We start from the raw sequence: 14,799 nt of genomic DNA, 5'->3' as shown, positions 1-14,799 counted from the left end.
CATCGCATAAAAAGGAAATACATGAACAAACTACCAATAACAGATGAGGATTGATGATAAGGAGCATACTTATGTTCAAAAATTTATTTAAAAAGAAAAATGCTGATCAACAACCAAAGAAAACCCTAGATGAAATCATTGAGCAATTTAGTAAATCTAGTGATTTTACAACGCTTGCAATTGGCTCTCAGCATAAAAAATATGTCATTACGTACTTTAAACAGCTCGTACAGATGCAAAGCGTTGAAGACAAAATTATTAAACCATTTCAACGCATCGACTTTACGTTAACAAATGTCAAGGAAGTCGAAAACGTATTGCCGATTGAGGATATTTCCATCACCAAAGATACCCAAGAAATTTTGGAAAAGATGCTTCGCGGGTATGTTATGTTTCAGCTTCATACTGATGATAAAGAAGTTGCGTTAATTAAAGTTCAAAGCTTTGATACGGGATTTCGAACAGAGAATGAAACTGAAAATGAGTTTAGCGTTGTAGGTCCAAAGCTCGGATTTGTAGAAGACCTAGACGTCAATTTATATCTCATGCGAAAGACATTAATTTCTGAGCATTTGGTATTCAAGGAAATTACGGTCGGACAAAAGTCTAAAACTCGGGTAGTAATCGTTTATTTAGAGGACATCACGAACCCACAGCATGTAGATACCATGACAAAGCGCTTAGAGTCCCTTGACTTTGACGTTATTTTTGATAGCACCATGCTAGAGCAGCTCATTTCAGATAACTCCAATACTCCTTTTCCTTTGTTTTTAACAACGGAGCGAGTAGACCGCGTATTATTTACCTTGCTAAACGGTCAAGTTGCTTTTTTCTCAAGCGGTTCTCCATACGCAGTGACGGGACCTTCCACGCTGCTTGATTTTTTCATCTCACCTGAAGATTATTATTTACCATGGGTGCTGGGCTCATTCTTTCGCTTAATTCGAATGTTTGGCGTATTTTTTTCTATTTTTGCAACGCCCCTATACGTCGCAGTTGTCACATATCATTATGAAATGTTGCCAAAGGATTTAATGGGACCAATTATTTTCTCAAGAACAAATGTCCCTTTTCCTCCCGTAGTAGAAGTGTTGTTCTTAGAAATAACCATCGAACTGCTTAGAGAAGCCGGAGCCAGACTACCTTCTAAAGTCGGCCAAACGCTTGGAATCGTTGGGGGAATTGTTATTGGGCAAGCAACCGTTGAAGCTGCTTTAACTAGTAACGTTTTGCTCATTATTGTTTCTCTAACTGCGCTCGCATCGTTTACAACGCCAATTTTTAAGATGTCTAATACGATTCGACTTTTGCGCTTTCCTTTTGTACTGTTTGCAGCCTTGTACGGACTTGTCGGCATTCTCTTTGGCTTTTGCTACTTAATCGTTCATTTAATTCGATTACAATCCCTGGGTATGCCTTATTTAGTTCCTGTCTATCCATTTCGAGCAAAAAGCCAACGAGATACGTTGCTTAGACTTCCATATAGCAAAACGGCAAAACGCCCTGGGTATTTAAGACCTTTAAGCTGGTTCCGCTACAATCCTGAAAAATCAAAAAAGAAACAAAACCTAGACCGAGAGTAAGCAAGGAGGATATACAGCAATGAAAAAATTAATAATTATAGCTTGTTGTAGCATCTTTCTAATTAGCTGTGCGGATCGAGAAGTGATTGATGAGATACAAGTCGTGAATGCGATAGGATACGATTACGATAAGGACGAAGACAAGATTCGAGGAACCGTTTTATATCCGATCTTTAAATATGGACCAACGGAAGAACCAAGCATCATTGCAGCCAAAGGCGATAGTTCTTTTGATATCCCTCTCCATTTAAATGTTAAGTCTTCACTCCCTTTGGCATTTGGCCAATTGCGTAGCGTCATAATTGGTGAAGATTATGCCAAACACGGAATGCGCGATTTAGTCAATACGCTTGCTCGAAATCCTGACTTAGGGCGTACGATTAAAGTAGCCATCACAGATGGTAATGCACATGAGATGTTAAGCTCTGTTACGAGAAAGAAAATTAAAGATTATCAGTTTATCTCAAATCTAATTGACCAGAATATTAAAACTGAAAACCTACCGCGAACCAACTTACAAACGTTTTTATTTAGTTTTTTTAGCGACGACCGCGATCCTTTTTTACCGTTGTTATCCCAAGAAAAAGATGCAATTAAATTAGAAGGAGTTGCATTGTTTAAAAATGAAAAATACATTTCTTCAATCGATATGAAAGAGACGTTTTTAATGAAGCTACTCCTGGATGGGACGAAGCACGGTCGCTATACAATGGATATGAAGCACAAAGGGCATTCAGGCGAAGTTATTTTAGAAAATCTGCGAACCAAAACGAATTACGAATTAAAAGGGAACCGTCATAATCCCATCATTGTTGTCCATTTAAATATTGACGGCCTTGTAAAAGAGTTTCCACAATGGCTGAAACTAACAAAGCCATCTAATGTCAATATGCTTGAGAAAAAGCTAACTACGAACTTAGAAAAAGACAGTGATCGCTTAATTAAAAAGCTGCAAAAGCTTGGCGTTGACCCCATTTGTTTTACGGATTACGTTCGTAGCCGTACGCGGAACTTTGACAGCCAACGCTTTAGAGAAAACTATTCGGACATGGATATCCATGTAAAAGCGCATGTGAATCTAGTTCAAACAGGCATTAGTCAGTAGGAGGGAACAACGTGGAAAACAATGTGAAAGAACAATTTCAAGTCTCTCCGTCTTTTCTGTTCTTTTTGATTCATTCCGTGCAAGTAGGGGTTGGAATGCTGGGGTTTCAAAGATATATTGTGAAGGGTGGCGGACATGACGCTTGGATTTCAGTTATTGCTTCTGGCTTAGCCGTCTCTGTGCTGTTTTGGATGTGCTTTTATGTACTAAAACGTGAAAATACGGATGTCATTGAAATTCATCGCCTGTATTTTGGAAAATGGATTGGCAATCTATTTAATATCATCTTATGCCTATACTTTTTCTCTTTTGCAATCACGATTTATCGAACATATATTGAAGTCCTCCAAGTCTGGATGTTCCCGCAGCTCACCACTTGGAGTATTTCACTTATTTATCTTCCTCTCATCTATTATATTATTTCAGGTGGTTTTCGCGTCATTACAGGTATTGCATTCTTTGGAGTGGTCCTTCCATTACCTTTATTTTTTTCATTGTTTTATCCACTTTCGCTAGGCGAAGTAAATAATATCTTACCAATTTTAGATCATAACTTTGGTGAGTTATTTACATCATTTAAAACAATGACCTTTAGCTATTTGGGGTTTGAATCTATTTTATTCTTTTATCCTTACATTAAAAATGGAGCTTCTAGTCAAAAATGGGGGCAAGCTGGGCTTTTATTTACAACCGTTCTCTATACATTTTTAACCATCGTCACATTTATCTACTTTAGTCAGGGGCAGCTTTCAAAGACGATTTGGCCAACGCTCACAATGGCTAAAATTATTGAAATTCCCTTTATTCAACGATTTGAATACATTGTAATTTCATTATGGCTTCTTGTTGTTCTGCCAGCAATTTGTACATCTTTATGGTGCAGCGTTCGAGGGATGAGGCGAACATTTCGAGGAAAGTCTACTATTTACCTATTGGTATTTATGCTAACCTTATTAGCTCTTTCAATTTTCTTTGATAATCGAAAAAACATTGACCTTTTAAATAACACAGTTTCTCAAATAGGGACATACGTTATTTATTTTTACATTCCTTTCCTGTTTATCTTTAGCGTCATTCGCTCGAAAGTAAAAGGAAGAAAACGAGCTCCTGAACCACAGCAGGAACCTCAAAAAAAGAGTGAGTCACCTTCATCGTGACTCACTCTTTTTTTTAGTTAAATAGCGCTACATATTCACCGTATCCCTCTTCTTCAAGCTTATCTTTAGGGACAAATCGAAGAGCAGCCGAGTTGATGCAGTAGCGTAACCCTCCAGCTTCCGTCGGACCATCTTCAAAAACATGACCTAAATGTGAATTTGCAGCTTTACTACGCACTTCCGTTCGAACCATATTATGACTAACATCCATGTTTTCCTCTACCTCTTCCTTATTAATTGGCTTGGTAAAAGAAGGCCAGCCGCACCCAGCATCATATTTATCTCGCGAACTGAAGAGTGGCTCTCCAGAAACAATATCTACATAAATCCCTTCTTCTGTATGATTCCAGAATTCATTTCGAAATGGAGGTTCAGTTGCATCATTTTGCGTCACCTCATATTGAATTGGCGTCAAGCGTTTTTTCAACTCTTCATCTCGACCAGTATCTTTCCAATTCTCTTTAATAAAGCGGTCGCGACCGGAACCTCGACGATACATTGAATAGCGAAACTTGTTCTTTTTGTAATAATCTTGGTGATATTCTTCCGCTTCATAAAAAGGCTTGGCAGGTAAAATTTGTGTTGCGATTGGGTTTGCAAAACGACCGCTTTCTTCTAGCTGTTGCTTTGAAGCTTCCGCTAGCTGCTTTTGCTCATCATTATGATAAAAGATTGCTGTGCGATAAGAGTCTCCGCGATCAGCAAACTGTCCTCCTGGATCGGTTGGATCGATTTGAGGCCAGTAAAGCTCCAATAATTTTTCATATGGAAACACTTCGGGATCAAATGTAATTTGAATCGCTTCATAGTGTCCTGTCGTTTCTGAACATACTTCTTTATACGTTGGATTTTCAGTATGGCCTCCAGTATAGCCCGATACAACTTTTAGAATGCCTGGCTGTTCGTCAAACGGCTTTACCATGCACCAAAAGCAGCCTCCAGCAAACGTGGCTAATTGATGGTTAGATTGTGTCAACGAGAAGACCTCCTCTTGAGTATTTATGTTTATTATACGACTGATTAATTGAGATACCAACTATCTTGCTTCACCGACTATTATGTATAGAAAAAAGGAAGCTATGAAGCTCCCTCTTCGTTACCCTGCCTTATTTTCATGTTCTTCGTTTTCTTTTTCATCTACGCGCTGACTCATTCGAAGCGGAATAGCTTTAATAAAGAACGTTAGGACTACACCCGTTACAACAATAAAACCAGCAGTTAGATAAACGCCTGTTAGTGAATAGCTTAGCGTTTCACGAAGAATAGATACAAAGCCATCAAATGCTTGTTGCATGGATGCTGGTACCTGTTTTTGAATATCTGCTAAGCGCGCAGGATCCATTAGTACCTGTGGATCTAGCCCCTGAAGTTTCGAAGCTAATTCAGGAGGAACAGATGCTCCGCTTACCTCTTCTGTCATATGGCTAGACATACGTGAGTTCATCATTGTTCCCATAATCGCAACCCCAACTGTACCACCAAGCTGACGGAACAATTGACTGGATGCTGTTGCTACACCTAGGTAGCGCTGTTCAACAGCATTTTGAATGATTAGCGTAAATACTGGGAAGCTCATTCCTAATCCTAAACCTACTAAAATATTGTTGATGATTACGTTTGTTGACGTCGAATCTTGATTCATTGCTGACAGTGAGAACATTCCTGCTGACATGATAGCTAAGCCAATGATTGCTAAACCTTTATACTTACCTGTTTTCGTAATATATTGTCCACCGAGCGTACTTGCAAGTACCATCGCAAGCGTCATTGGCATCATAATCAATCCAGACGCCGTTGCAGAACGACCGATAACACCTTGAATAAAGAACGGAATATACATCGCTGCTCCAAACATTCCAGCACCTAAAATAAACCCAACAACGTTTGAGAGCGTAAAGATGTTGTTACGGAATAAGTGAAGTGGTAATACCGGACTTTTTGCTTTTCGCTCGACCATAATAAAAATAGCTAACGATACAATGGTTCCAATAAACAAGCTGATGATTGGTGTTGACACCCAATCATACTTAGAACCAGCCCACGAGAACGCTAGTAGTAGCGGTACAATGGTTGTTGTTAAGAATAGTGAACCCGCATAGTCGACCTTTTCACCTTCTCGTTTTTCAACGCTTGGAAACAGCATCCAAATTAGAACGAATGCAACGATACCAAACGGTAAGAATACCCAGAAAACCCAGTGCCAGTTCGCATTATCAACAATCCAACCGCCAAGTGTTGGACCGAATACGCTGGCTAAACCAAAGACTGAGCTTAGTAACCCTTGCCAACGACCGCGCTCACGCGGCGTAAATAAATCTCCAACTGCTGTAAATGCAGTCGACATAATTAAACCTCCACCAAGGCCTTGAACAGCTCGGAAGATAATCAATTGAATCATTGTATTTGAAAAACCTGCACATAGTGAACCGATGATGAAAATACCGATACCTGTTAAAATAAACGGCTTGCGTCCGTAAATATCTGAAAGCTTCCCTACTAAAATAGCTGTGATACTGGAAGCTAACATAAAGCTTGTAAATACCCAGCTATAATACTCAATTCCCTGTAGCTCAGCAATAATACGTGGCAATGCAGTACCCACAATCGTTTGGTTTACGGCTGTAAACAGCATTGCTGACATAATTGCAATCATAATGGCTACTTTTTTTCGATGTTCTAAATGTTCCATATGTCTACTCCTTTCGGTAACTAAATAATTCACCTAGTGAATCATTTTTTCGGCGTACCTGTCTCTTAGTTTGACTGTCGCTCCGCAGAACGATCAATTTTTTGAAATAATGTGTTCATAATTTGAATTTCCTCATTTGTAAAATCGTTAAACCGTTCAAAAAAATATGCTCTTTTTTTTGCTTCAATTTCCTCAAATATAGCATGCCCTTTTTCAGTAATGACAATTTCAACAATTCTTCGATCTGCCTCTGACTTTTTCCGTTCCACATACCCTTTAGATAAAAGCAAATCCGTCAAAGCCGTAATATGACTAGCGGATACCTGCAGGTGCTTTGAAATGTCCGTTGATTTTTGAGGACCTTCATTTCTTAACATGCGAAGAATCATAAAAGCATTAGTTGATAGCTCCGAATCAAATACGCTGTTAATTTCTTGTCGAAGCTGACGAAATACACTGCGAAACAACAACTCCATTTCATGGAGAAGCTCATGACGTTCTTTCACTATACACACTCCTTTCTTTTACTTATATGATTAAAAAGTTAATAAAATATTTATTTCACTTAGTTAACTAAAATAGTTTTATCAAATAAACATGCTTATCGTCAAGATAAAACTTCCTAAAAGATAGTATTTTCTTTTTTCAGAAAAAAAGCCATAAAAAAAACATGCTTGCGATAAGCGTAAGCATGTCTAATACGTAAATAATCCTGTTAAAAACGTGCGCCATTTTGGAGGCTTTTTCGCGGCTGCAAACTGACTGTCTTTTAAGCGCGTTTCAAATTCCTCTACCTTTGCTTGGAGCTTTATCATCTTTTTCGTTAACTGATCAATTTCTTTTCGGTGCTCAAGAAGCTGAAACGTGACCACTTCTCCTGCTTTTTCTTCCGTTCTTTTTTCATTTTCAATTAAGCGCATTAATAGCTGGTCAATTTGCCGTTGCATTTCTTGATTAGGCTCTTCTACTTCTTTGTGCTTTGCGGACTGATAAGCCTCAAGCTTTTCTTGCAGTACAGATACCTGAGCTTCTACATCATGTAGCTTTTGGTTGTCCTTATCATCAACCGCTACTGAAGCCGCCACTTCTTCATGAGCTGACCACTTATCATAAAGTTCATCCATTTGTTTTTGAAGCTGCTCAATGCGATCATCACTTGCTTCAACCACTTTCACAACTGCTTGTCGATTCCGATTGTTCTTAAACTCCTCAAGCTTCGTAACATTTTCTTCTGTAAACTCCCAGTGTCCAGCATCATTTCGTTGAATATCAATGTCTGCAAGCTTTGCCCATTTCAAAACCGTACTCGGATGAATTCCTAACTGTTTGGCCACGTCAAGCGTTTTTATTGCCATCGTAATCCCTCCATCTTCTTGTTATACTAGCAACTTCGCTACGAAACAAAGATTCCCTTCATTCGTGACAAAACTAGAAGGAATTCGGCAAAGAAAGTGGGAATTCAACAAAGAAGGAGCTGGAACATAACGAAATAATCCCTTCTCAAAGACGAAACATTATTTCTTCAACATCACTAGGTTGTAAGAACAAGCTCGTTCCATTACGCTACGGACACTCGCTTTCCGCGGGGAGGAAGCTGAACCTCCTCGCTGCGCTTGCGGGGTCTCAGCCTTTCCTCTATTTCCCGCAGCAGTCTCGTTTCCTACCCTCCATTCCACTCTTTTTTAAACTTGTTTTCTGAATCAACAAAAAACGAGTTATTGGGAGTTCACTCCCAATAACTCGGATATATCACTGACTGAAATACTTATGTCCTAGCATTTTTTAGGATTTGCCAAGTATCCACTTGCTTTTTGAAAACAAAATATTTGCAATTGCAAACAAACAGGCAATTACTACTCCAATACTAAGCGTTACAAGCCCTATACTTGTCATGTCGAACACCCCGTATAATAGCTGTTTGATAAGAGCATAGACGTTATAAACTGGTATAAGAAAATCAATGTTGGTCAATTCATTGATGGATGTACCAGCCAACAAAAAGTATGGAATGAAGGCAAGCATAAGAACAGGTGAAGCATAGTTTTGGGCTTCCTTAACCGTATTTGCTAATAGGCTAAAAATAGATAGTATCATGCCTACTAACAAAGAAAATAATACGATTCCAAGAAGTAACGAGATGCTAAATATTCCCAAACAACTGGATAAGTCTAATGCTTTTCCCAAGTTTTCTGTAAAATATTGAATAAATACAACAAATGTCACTAGGGACAGAATACCACTAATCATGCCAAGTGTTGAAATGGCTAGCCACTTTCCTATGATAAGATGAATTTTTTTCACTGGCGTCATTAATAAACCTTCCATTGTATTTTTTTCTTTTTCACCAGCAAACATATCGTTCGCTGAAGGCAGACACCCTGCGATAATCGTCATAATAATAAGGAGGGGAGCAAACATTGAAACCATTCCAAGTGAACTATCTTCACCATTTACATTTTTGGTTTTAATTACAAACGGCGAGAGCGTTCGCTCATCCACCTCTAACTCCAATAACTGTTCATTTACTAAACCTTTTTGCTGCTTTTCTAATAGGGTACTCACATATACATTAGCAGCATCTCCTTTCCCGCTTGTAAGATCACTATATATCGTAATTTCGGGGGATTTTAAATTTGTCATTTGCTCAGAAAAATTTTGGCTTTCCTTTATTGCAAGAGAAGCTTCTCCTTCTTCAACCGCTTTTAATGGATTTTCAACTTTCATAACTTCAATACTTTTGTCTTGCTTTAACCAACTAGTAACATGCTGATCAGCTCGTTCACCAATCGCTACTGTAATTGATTTATTTTCTTTATCTGAACCATACGAGTCTACAAAATATAACATTCCTATATTCATGACCATTGGAATTAATACACTGAGATAAATGGTTTTCTTATCTCTTAAAGAATCCACTAATTCTTTTATATACACATGCCAAATCACATTAAGCCCCCCTTATAATACGAGACATAAAAATATAGTTTAAATCTCTGCTTTCTTCTTCTTCATACAAAGATTCATTTGTGCCGTGGTATACCATTTGTCCTTTGTGTATCATAATGACAGATTCACAGAGCTGCTCAACTTCTTCCATTATGTGACTGGAAAAGATGATAGTCTTCCCTTCTTTTTTCAAGCTTCGCACAAGCTCACGAAACATATTAGCAGACGTAATATCAAGACCTGTCGTTGGTTCGTCAAACAAGATAACATCTGGATTATGTAGAAGCGTCCTTGCAATCGCTACCTTTTGACGCATTCCTTTTGAAAATCCGCCTACTCTTCGGTCCAAATAGTCCCGCATACCAAACCGCTTCGCTAACTCTTGAATTCTTACTTTTGTTTCATGCTTGCTCATTCCATAAAACTTTGCAAAGTACGATAAGTTTTCTCTTGCAGTCAAACGGTCGTATAATCCCGTTTCTCCTCCAAACAATACGCCCATTCTTTTTTTCACTTTGCTAGGTTCCTTATGAATATTAATACCATCAATTAAAATGCTACCTTCTGATGGTTCCATTACGGTTGAAATCATGCGCAAAAGCGTCGTTTTCCCTGCTCCGTTTTCACCTAAAAGCCCCACAACTTCCCCTTTTTTCACCGTGACGTTTACACTTTGTACTGCTTGAATTTTTTCTTTTTTTTCAACAAATAGTTTCGAGACGTTTTTTAGTTCAATCATCCTTGTACCCCTTTCCGTTCTTTTGATTGTTTTTATTTTACAAAAGAATCTGGAACAAAACACCGAACTTGTCATTAAAAGGGCATTTCTTGTCACGAAGCGTCCCTTTTCATTTCTTAGACATGGTAAAATAATGAAGAAACTTTTTATACATGTGAGGGTCTGATATGAAGATTGGGTTGGTAGATGATCAAAAATATGATTTAGAAAAGTTAAAATTATCGTTAAAAAACGCAGATAATCTTGAGGTTATTTTTGCAACAAGTGATGCTGAAGAAGCATACGAAGAAATTAAAAAAGACGAAATTGACTTGCTCATTACAGATATAGAAATGCCTTCGCTATCAGGGTATGAGTTAGCTGATTTTATAAATAGCTACGCGCTAAATATTAAAGTCATCTTTGTTACAGGTCATACCGGCTTTGCAGTACATGCTTTTGAATTGAACGTTCTAGACTACATTATGAAGCCTTACTCGAAAGAACGATTATTTAAAGGTATTAATCGATTTTTACAAACAAATGAGTCTCAAGGTAAAAAGGGAAAGCTTGTCTTAAAACAAAAAAATGAAATGCAAATTATTGATAAAAAAGACATTATCTTCGCTGAACGAACAGGGAGATCAACTACCATTTTTACAACAGATGGCAGTTATTCTACATACCTTTCCCTAAGCGACTTGGAAAAAGTGCTCAGCACGTCTCATTTTATTCGTTCTCATCGAGCTTTCATTATTAATGTTCAATACGTCAAAAATTTTTCTATCTATACGAAACACTCTTATTCCATTTCGTTTCAACAAACCAATCAAACGGCACTTATTACGAAAGGAAACTTAGACCTATTACAGCGACATTACTTCTAAAGGAGCTTGTTTGTATGAAATATCTCTTATTAATAACAGCTCTATGTACCACAGCTGTTTTACTCTTCAAACCATTATCCACTTGGACCATCATATTTATCTGTACAGTCATGTGGAGCAGCGTATATGTGTACATGAAACGAGTTTCTTTTACTCATCCTATTTCGTGGATTTCATGCACGTTCTCAATTTGTATAGTCAGCGGCATGTGGTGTACTAACTCACCTTTACTACTCCTACTATTACTGGCTGTGCTATTGATGTACTACTTTGAAATCGCAAGCGTACATAATTACCTATTCTCGATTAGTAAACGCGAACTTGCAGCATCAGCTGAACTCTCAAAAGTAAATGAAGTATTCCAACAAATTCGGGCTGAGCGACATGATTTTATGAAGCATATTAGCGCCGTGTCCTACCTTATGGATAGTAAGCAACATCAAAAAGCCAATGCATATATGCAGCAATATGTGGATGCACTTCAGAACACCAATACATACATGCAAGGCGAAAGCGGACATATCGCTTCCATGCTATATCAATGGAAACAACAAGCAGCCCAAGATAACATTGAGCTAGTCTTTCAGTTTGAAAACCCGTTATCACAGCTTCCTATCACAAAGCTTAATCAAATGAACCTATTGGTAAACCTTTTGGAAAATGCCTTTGATGCGGCACGGTGCACAGACGAGAAGTATATTTGTATTAAATCTCTAGTTAAAAGTGGAATTTATATACTGGAAGTGACCAATTCCACACCTCCACTCTCTAATGAGCTGCAGGATCAACTATTCAAACAGTTTAACAAAACCACCAAATCAGGAAGCCATGAAGGACTTGGGACGTTTGTCATTCATGAGCTAGTTCGGCACTCTAACGGCTATCTGGATTATCTTTATTACCACCAGCGTTTAACCGTTAAACTAAAGTTTCCAATTGTTGTATAGCCTTTTAATTTGTTAGCAATCGTACAAACTAATGATACATGCTGGCAAAAGTCCACCTTGTGAAATCATAGGTAAAATAATATTCTTTTTTAATTAAATGTCTTGCATTTATCTCTAAAAACGAATATTATATATCATGTTGCTTTTAATGTTCGTTATTTTTGGAGGTACTTATGTTTAAGTTACAAGAAGCTAACACGAATGCTAAAACAGAGGTTTTAGCTGGAATTACTACGTTTTTAACAATGGTTTATATCGTGGTTGTAAACCCTGTAATTTTATCAGATGCAGGTGTACCGTTTGATCAAGTATTTATGGCAACCATCATTTCAGCTGTTATTGGTACGTTGTGGATGGCACTTGCCGCCAATTATCCAATTGCAATTGCGCCAGGTATGGGATTAAACGCATATTTTGCATACTCTGTTGTCGGTTCACACGGTAACATCGATTATAGAATTGCTTTTGCGGCCGTGTTTGTCGCAGGTATTATTTTCGTTATTTTGTCGCTCACGCCGTTTCGTGAGAAATTAATCGAAGCCATTCCAGGCAACTTAAAACATGGAATTACAGCTGGTATTGGCCTTTTCATCGCCTTTGTCGGCCTTCGTTCAGCAGGTATTATTGTCGCAAACGAATCCAACCTTGTAGGCTTAGGAGATCTTCAATCTCCTGGCGTTGTACTCACTTTAGTGGGATTGGCCATTACCATTGCGCTATATGCAATGAATATCAACGGGGCATTGTTTTTCGGTATGCTTATTACAGCCGTTATCGCGCTTTTCACAGGTCAGCTTTCATTTGACCAAGGGTTTGTGTCTGCCCCTTCTCTACCAGAAGGACTTCTAATTACAAATCCGCTAACTGCGTTTGGTGACGTTATTCAGCACGGTTTGTATGCTGTTGTATTTTCTTTCTTACTAGTAACCATTTTTGATACAACAGGTACGATGATTGGTGTAGCACAACAAGCAGGATTAATGAAAGATAACCATATGCCAAAAGCACGCCAAGCTCTTCTTGCAGATTCTTTTGGTACATCAATTGGTGCAATGTTTGGAACAAGTCCAACAACTGCTTTCATTGAGTCTTCAGCTGGTGTTGCTGCAGGTGGACGTACAGGTTTAACTGGCGTAACCGTAGCTCTTTTATTCATTATTGCTGCGTTCTTTAGCCCGCTTGTAAGCGCCGTTTCAGGCATTGCAGCGATTACGTCTCCAGCTTTAATTATTGTAGGTAGCTTAATGATGGGCTCTATTGCAAAGATTAACTGGAGCGAATTTGATGAAGCATTCCCTGCGTTTCTTGTTATTTTAACAATGCCTCTGACATCAAGCATTGCAACTGGAATTGCTCTAGGATTTATCTCACATCCACTAATGAAGATTGTAAAAGGTAAAGCAAAAGAGGTTCACCCCCTTGTTTATGTATTTGCTGTTTTATTCTTATATCAACTTGTGTTTTTACCACACTAAAAGCGATGCTTATGCATCGCTTTTTTATTTGAGATACGTTGGATTTAAGTGGAATCCTTTTCGTTATTTGGTATACTGAATATACAGAAAACGTCTTCATTGAAAGGAGCTTCATATGAAAAAACAGCTTGGCACGCTTATGTTTATCTTGTTTATGATTTTTGTCGGATTCGGCATTATTATTCCGATTGTGCCAGAAGTCATTCGCACAACTGGAGCTAGCTCAGTTAACCTTGGACTCTTAATGGCAAGTTATTCTATCGCATCTTTCTTGATCGCTCCATTTTGGGGAAGTCTATCTGACCGAAAAGGTAGAAGACCCGTTCTTCTTACGGGCTTAATCGGATTTAGCGCTAGTTTCTTTATTTTTTCATTCGCTAATGACTCACTCGTTCTGATGTACATATCACGTATTCTTGGAGGTTTATTTGCCGGAGCGGTTATTCCATGTGCATTCGCTTACGCTTCTGATATTACCACGGAAGAAAATCGCACAAAAGCAATGGGCCTTTTAGGAATGACAATCGGGCTTGGCTTTATTTTTGGACCAGCATTAGGTGGACTGTTATCGTCCGTGAGCTTATTTTTCCCATTTACCATTTCAGGGATATTGGCACTAATTATGACGACCTATGCTTTCTTTGCATTACCGGAATCGCTCCAGCAAGAAAGTGTCTCTCAGGAAAAGACAACTACGCTGCAAGATTTCAACACGGATTTTAAAGGCGCAATGAAGTATTTATATTTACTCTCCTTTTTTGGAACGTTTACGCTAGCTGGCCTTGAAGCAACTTTTCAATTTTTTCAAATCGAACGCATTGATGTAACCCCTACCATGATTGGCTGGATGTTTATGGCCAGTGGCGTTACGCAAGCTGTTATTCAAGGCGGGGTTTTACAGCGATTTAAGCAAGGAAATGAGAAAAAGCTAATTGCTGTTGGTTTAATTGTCTCAGCGGTCGGATTTGCATCCATTTTATTTTCATCCAATTTATTTAACGCAACGGTTTTCCTTTGCATCTTTACAGCCGGCAATGCCCTTATTCGCCCTTGTGTACTCGCTCTGATTACCCTTAAAACGAATATCGGCTATGGGTCAGCTTCAGGTATTAATTCATCAATGGATAGCTTAGGAAGGATTTTCGGGCCTCTGATGGGAGCCTTTGCTTTTGAACTGAACAGCATGTATCCATTTTTAATTGGAGCTGTATTAACATTCGGTGCGCTCCTTCTGCTTCAACGTCATATTGCACTCGACTATTCACCCAAAGAAATAACACCTAGCTCTTAAC

General features: G+C 38.4%; 13 protein-coding genes. 7 read left to right on the top strand and 6 right to left on the bottom strand.

What is annotated here, in order from left to right; all coding sequences use genetic code 11:
* Positions 1-71: 71 nt before the first annotated feature.
* Genes LZP85_RS04770 through LZP85_RS04760 form a run of 3 tightly spaced genes read left to right on the top strand, consistent with a single transcriptional unit; the run spans position 72 to position 3,845 of the window.
* Entirely contained in the window at positions 72-1,583 is a 1,512-nt protein-coding gene (locus tag LZP85_RS04770) for a spore germination protein (RefSeq protein WP_119542935.1), read from the top strand.
* Positions 1,584-1,602: 19 nt separating this feature from the next.
* Positions 1,603-2,688 carry a Ger(x)C family spore germination protein gene (locus tag LZP85_RS04765; protein WP_119542934.1) on the top strand — a complete coding sequence of 362 codons (1,086 nt, stop codon included), beginning with the start codon at positions 1,603-1,605 and terminating at the stop codon, positions 2,686-2,688.
* Positions 2,689-2,699: 11 nt separating this feature from the next.
* Positions 2,700-3,845: a GerAB/ArcD/ProY family transporter gene (locus LZP85_RS04760; RefSeq protein ID WP_119542933.1), complete on the top strand. Its 1,146-nt coding sequence runs from the start codon at positions 2,700-2,702 to the stop codon at positions 3,843-3,845.
* 13 nt (positions 3,846-3,858) lie between these two features.
* Here the strand turns inward: LZP85_RS04760 and msrA are convergent, their stop codons facing one another.
* The 6 genes from msrA to LZP85_RS04730 form a co-directional block, all read right to left on the bottom strand.
* A complete protein-coding gene (gene msrA / locus LZP85_RS04755) occupies positions 3,859-4,821 on the bottom strand; it encodes a peptide-methionine (S)-S-oxide reductase MsrA (RefSeq protein WP_119542932.1) in 963 nt (320 codons plus the stop codon).
* Positions 4,822-4,941: 120 nt separating this feature from the next.
* Positions 4,942-6,534, bottom strand: a complete 1,593-nt coding sequence (locus tag LZP85_RS04750) for an MDR family MFS transporter (protein WP_061785092.1) — start codon at positions 6,532-6,534, stop codon at positions 4,942-4,944.
* 65 nt (positions 6,535-6,599) lie between these two features.
* Positions 6,600-7,040 (bottom strand): MarR family winged helix-turn-helix transcriptional regulator, encoded by a 441-nt coding sequence (locus tag LZP85_RS04745; RefSeq protein ID WP_025910204.1) that lies wholly within the window; start codon positions 7,038-7,040, stop codon positions 6,600-6,602.
* Between the two features lie 189 nt (positions 7,041-7,229).
* Entirely contained in the window at positions 7,230-7,889 is a 660-nt protein-coding gene (locus LZP85_RS04740) for a MerR family transcriptional regulator (protein WP_119542931.1), read from the bottom strand.
* Positions 7,890-8,316: 427 nt separating this feature from the next.
* On the bottom strand, positions 8,317-9,480 hold the full coding sequence (locus tag LZP85_RS04735) for an ABC transporter permease (RefSeq protein ID WP_226639060.1): 1,164 nt from the start codon (positions 9,478-9,480) through the stop codon (positions 8,317-8,319).
* A gap of 1 nt (position 9,481) precedes the next feature.
* Positions 9,482-10,219, bottom strand: a complete 738-nt coding sequence (locus tag LZP85_RS04730) for an ABC transporter ATP-binding protein (protein WP_206833408.1) — start codon at positions 10,217-10,219, stop codon at positions 9,482-9,484.
* Positions 10,220-10,386: 167 nt separating this feature from the next.
* On the opposite strand from LZP85_RS04730, the gene LZP85_RS04725 reads away from it, so the two are divergent.
* The 4 genes from LZP85_RS04725 (at position 10,387) to LZP85_RS04710 (ending at position 14,798) form a co-directional block, all read left to right on the top strand.
* A complete protein-coding gene (locus LZP85_RS04725) occupies positions 10,387-11,085 on the top strand; it encodes a LytR/AlgR family response regulator transcription factor (RefSeq protein ID WP_206833409.1) in 699 nt (232 codons plus the stop codon).
* A 14-nt stretch (positions 11,086-11,099) separates the two neighbouring features.
* Positions 11,100-12,032: a sensor histidine kinase gene (locus LZP85_RS04720; RefSeq protein ID WP_061785494.1), complete on the top strand. Its 933-nt coding sequence runs from the start codon at positions 11,100-11,102 to the stop codon at positions 12,030-12,032.
* Between the two features lie 173 nt (positions 12,033-12,205).
* The gene (locus LZP85_RS04715; RefSeq protein WP_025910198.1) at positions 12,206-13,507 is read left to right on the top strand and encodes an NCS2 family permease; all 1,302 of its coding nucleotides are present in this window, start codon (positions 12,206-12,208) and stop codon (positions 13,505-13,507) included.
* Positions 13,508-13,622: 115 nt separating this feature from the next.
* Positions 13,623-14,798, top strand: coding sequence for an MFS transporter (locus tag LZP85_RS04710; RefSeq protein WP_206833410.1), 1,176 nt, complete (start codon positions 13,623-13,625; stop codon positions 14,796-14,798).
* Position 14,799: the final 1 nt, after the last annotated feature.

This window comes from Priestia flexa, assembly GCF_021441905.1.
Taxonomy (GTDB): Bacteria; Bacillota; Bacilli; order Bacillales; family Bacillaceae_H; genus Priestia; species Priestia flexa.
Note: the sequence above shows the minus strand (reverse complement) of the source record. Positions and strands in the feature narration are given on the sequence as shown.

What these genes read in the sequence shown, in the direction of transcription:
- LZP85_RS04710 (WP_206833410.1), top strand. Translation starts at nt 13,623, where the DNA reads ATGAAAAAACAGCTTGGCACGCTTATGTTTATCTTGTTTATGATTTTT.
- LZP85_RS04770 (WP_119542935.1), top strand. Translation starts at nt 72, where the DNA reads ATGTTCAAAAATTTATTTAAAAAGAAAAATGCTGATCAACAACCAAAG.
- LZP85_RS04765 (WP_119542934.1), top strand. Translation starts at nt 1,603, where the DNA reads ATGAAAAAATTAATAATTATAGCTTGTTGTAGCATCTTTCTAATTAGC.
- LZP85_RS04730 (WP_206833408.1), bottom strand. Translation starts at nt 10,219, where the DNA reads ATGATTGAACTAAAAAACGTCTCGAAACTATTTGTTGAAAAAAAAGAA.
- LZP85_RS04715 (WP_025910198.1), top strand. Translation starts at nt 12,206, where the DNA reads ATGTTTAAGTTACAAGAAGCTAACACGAATGCTAAAACAGAGGTTTTA.
- LZP85_RS04720 (WP_061785494.1), top strand. Translation starts at nt 11,100, where the DNA reads ATGAAATATCTCTTATTAATAACAGCTCTATGTACCACAGCTGTTTTA.
- LZP85_RS04740 (WP_119542931.1), bottom strand. Translation starts at nt 7,889, where the DNA reads ATGGCAATAAAAACGCTTGACGTGGCCAAACAGTTAGGAATTCATCCG.
- LZP85_RS04725 (WP_206833409.1), top strand. Translation starts at nt 10,387, where the DNA reads ATGAAGATTGGGTTGGTAGATGATCAAAAATATGATTTAGAAAAGTTA.
- LZP85_RS04750 (WP_061785092.1), bottom strand. Translation starts at nt 6,534, where the DNA reads ATGGAACATTTAGAACATCGAAAAAAAGTAGCCATTATGATTGCAATT.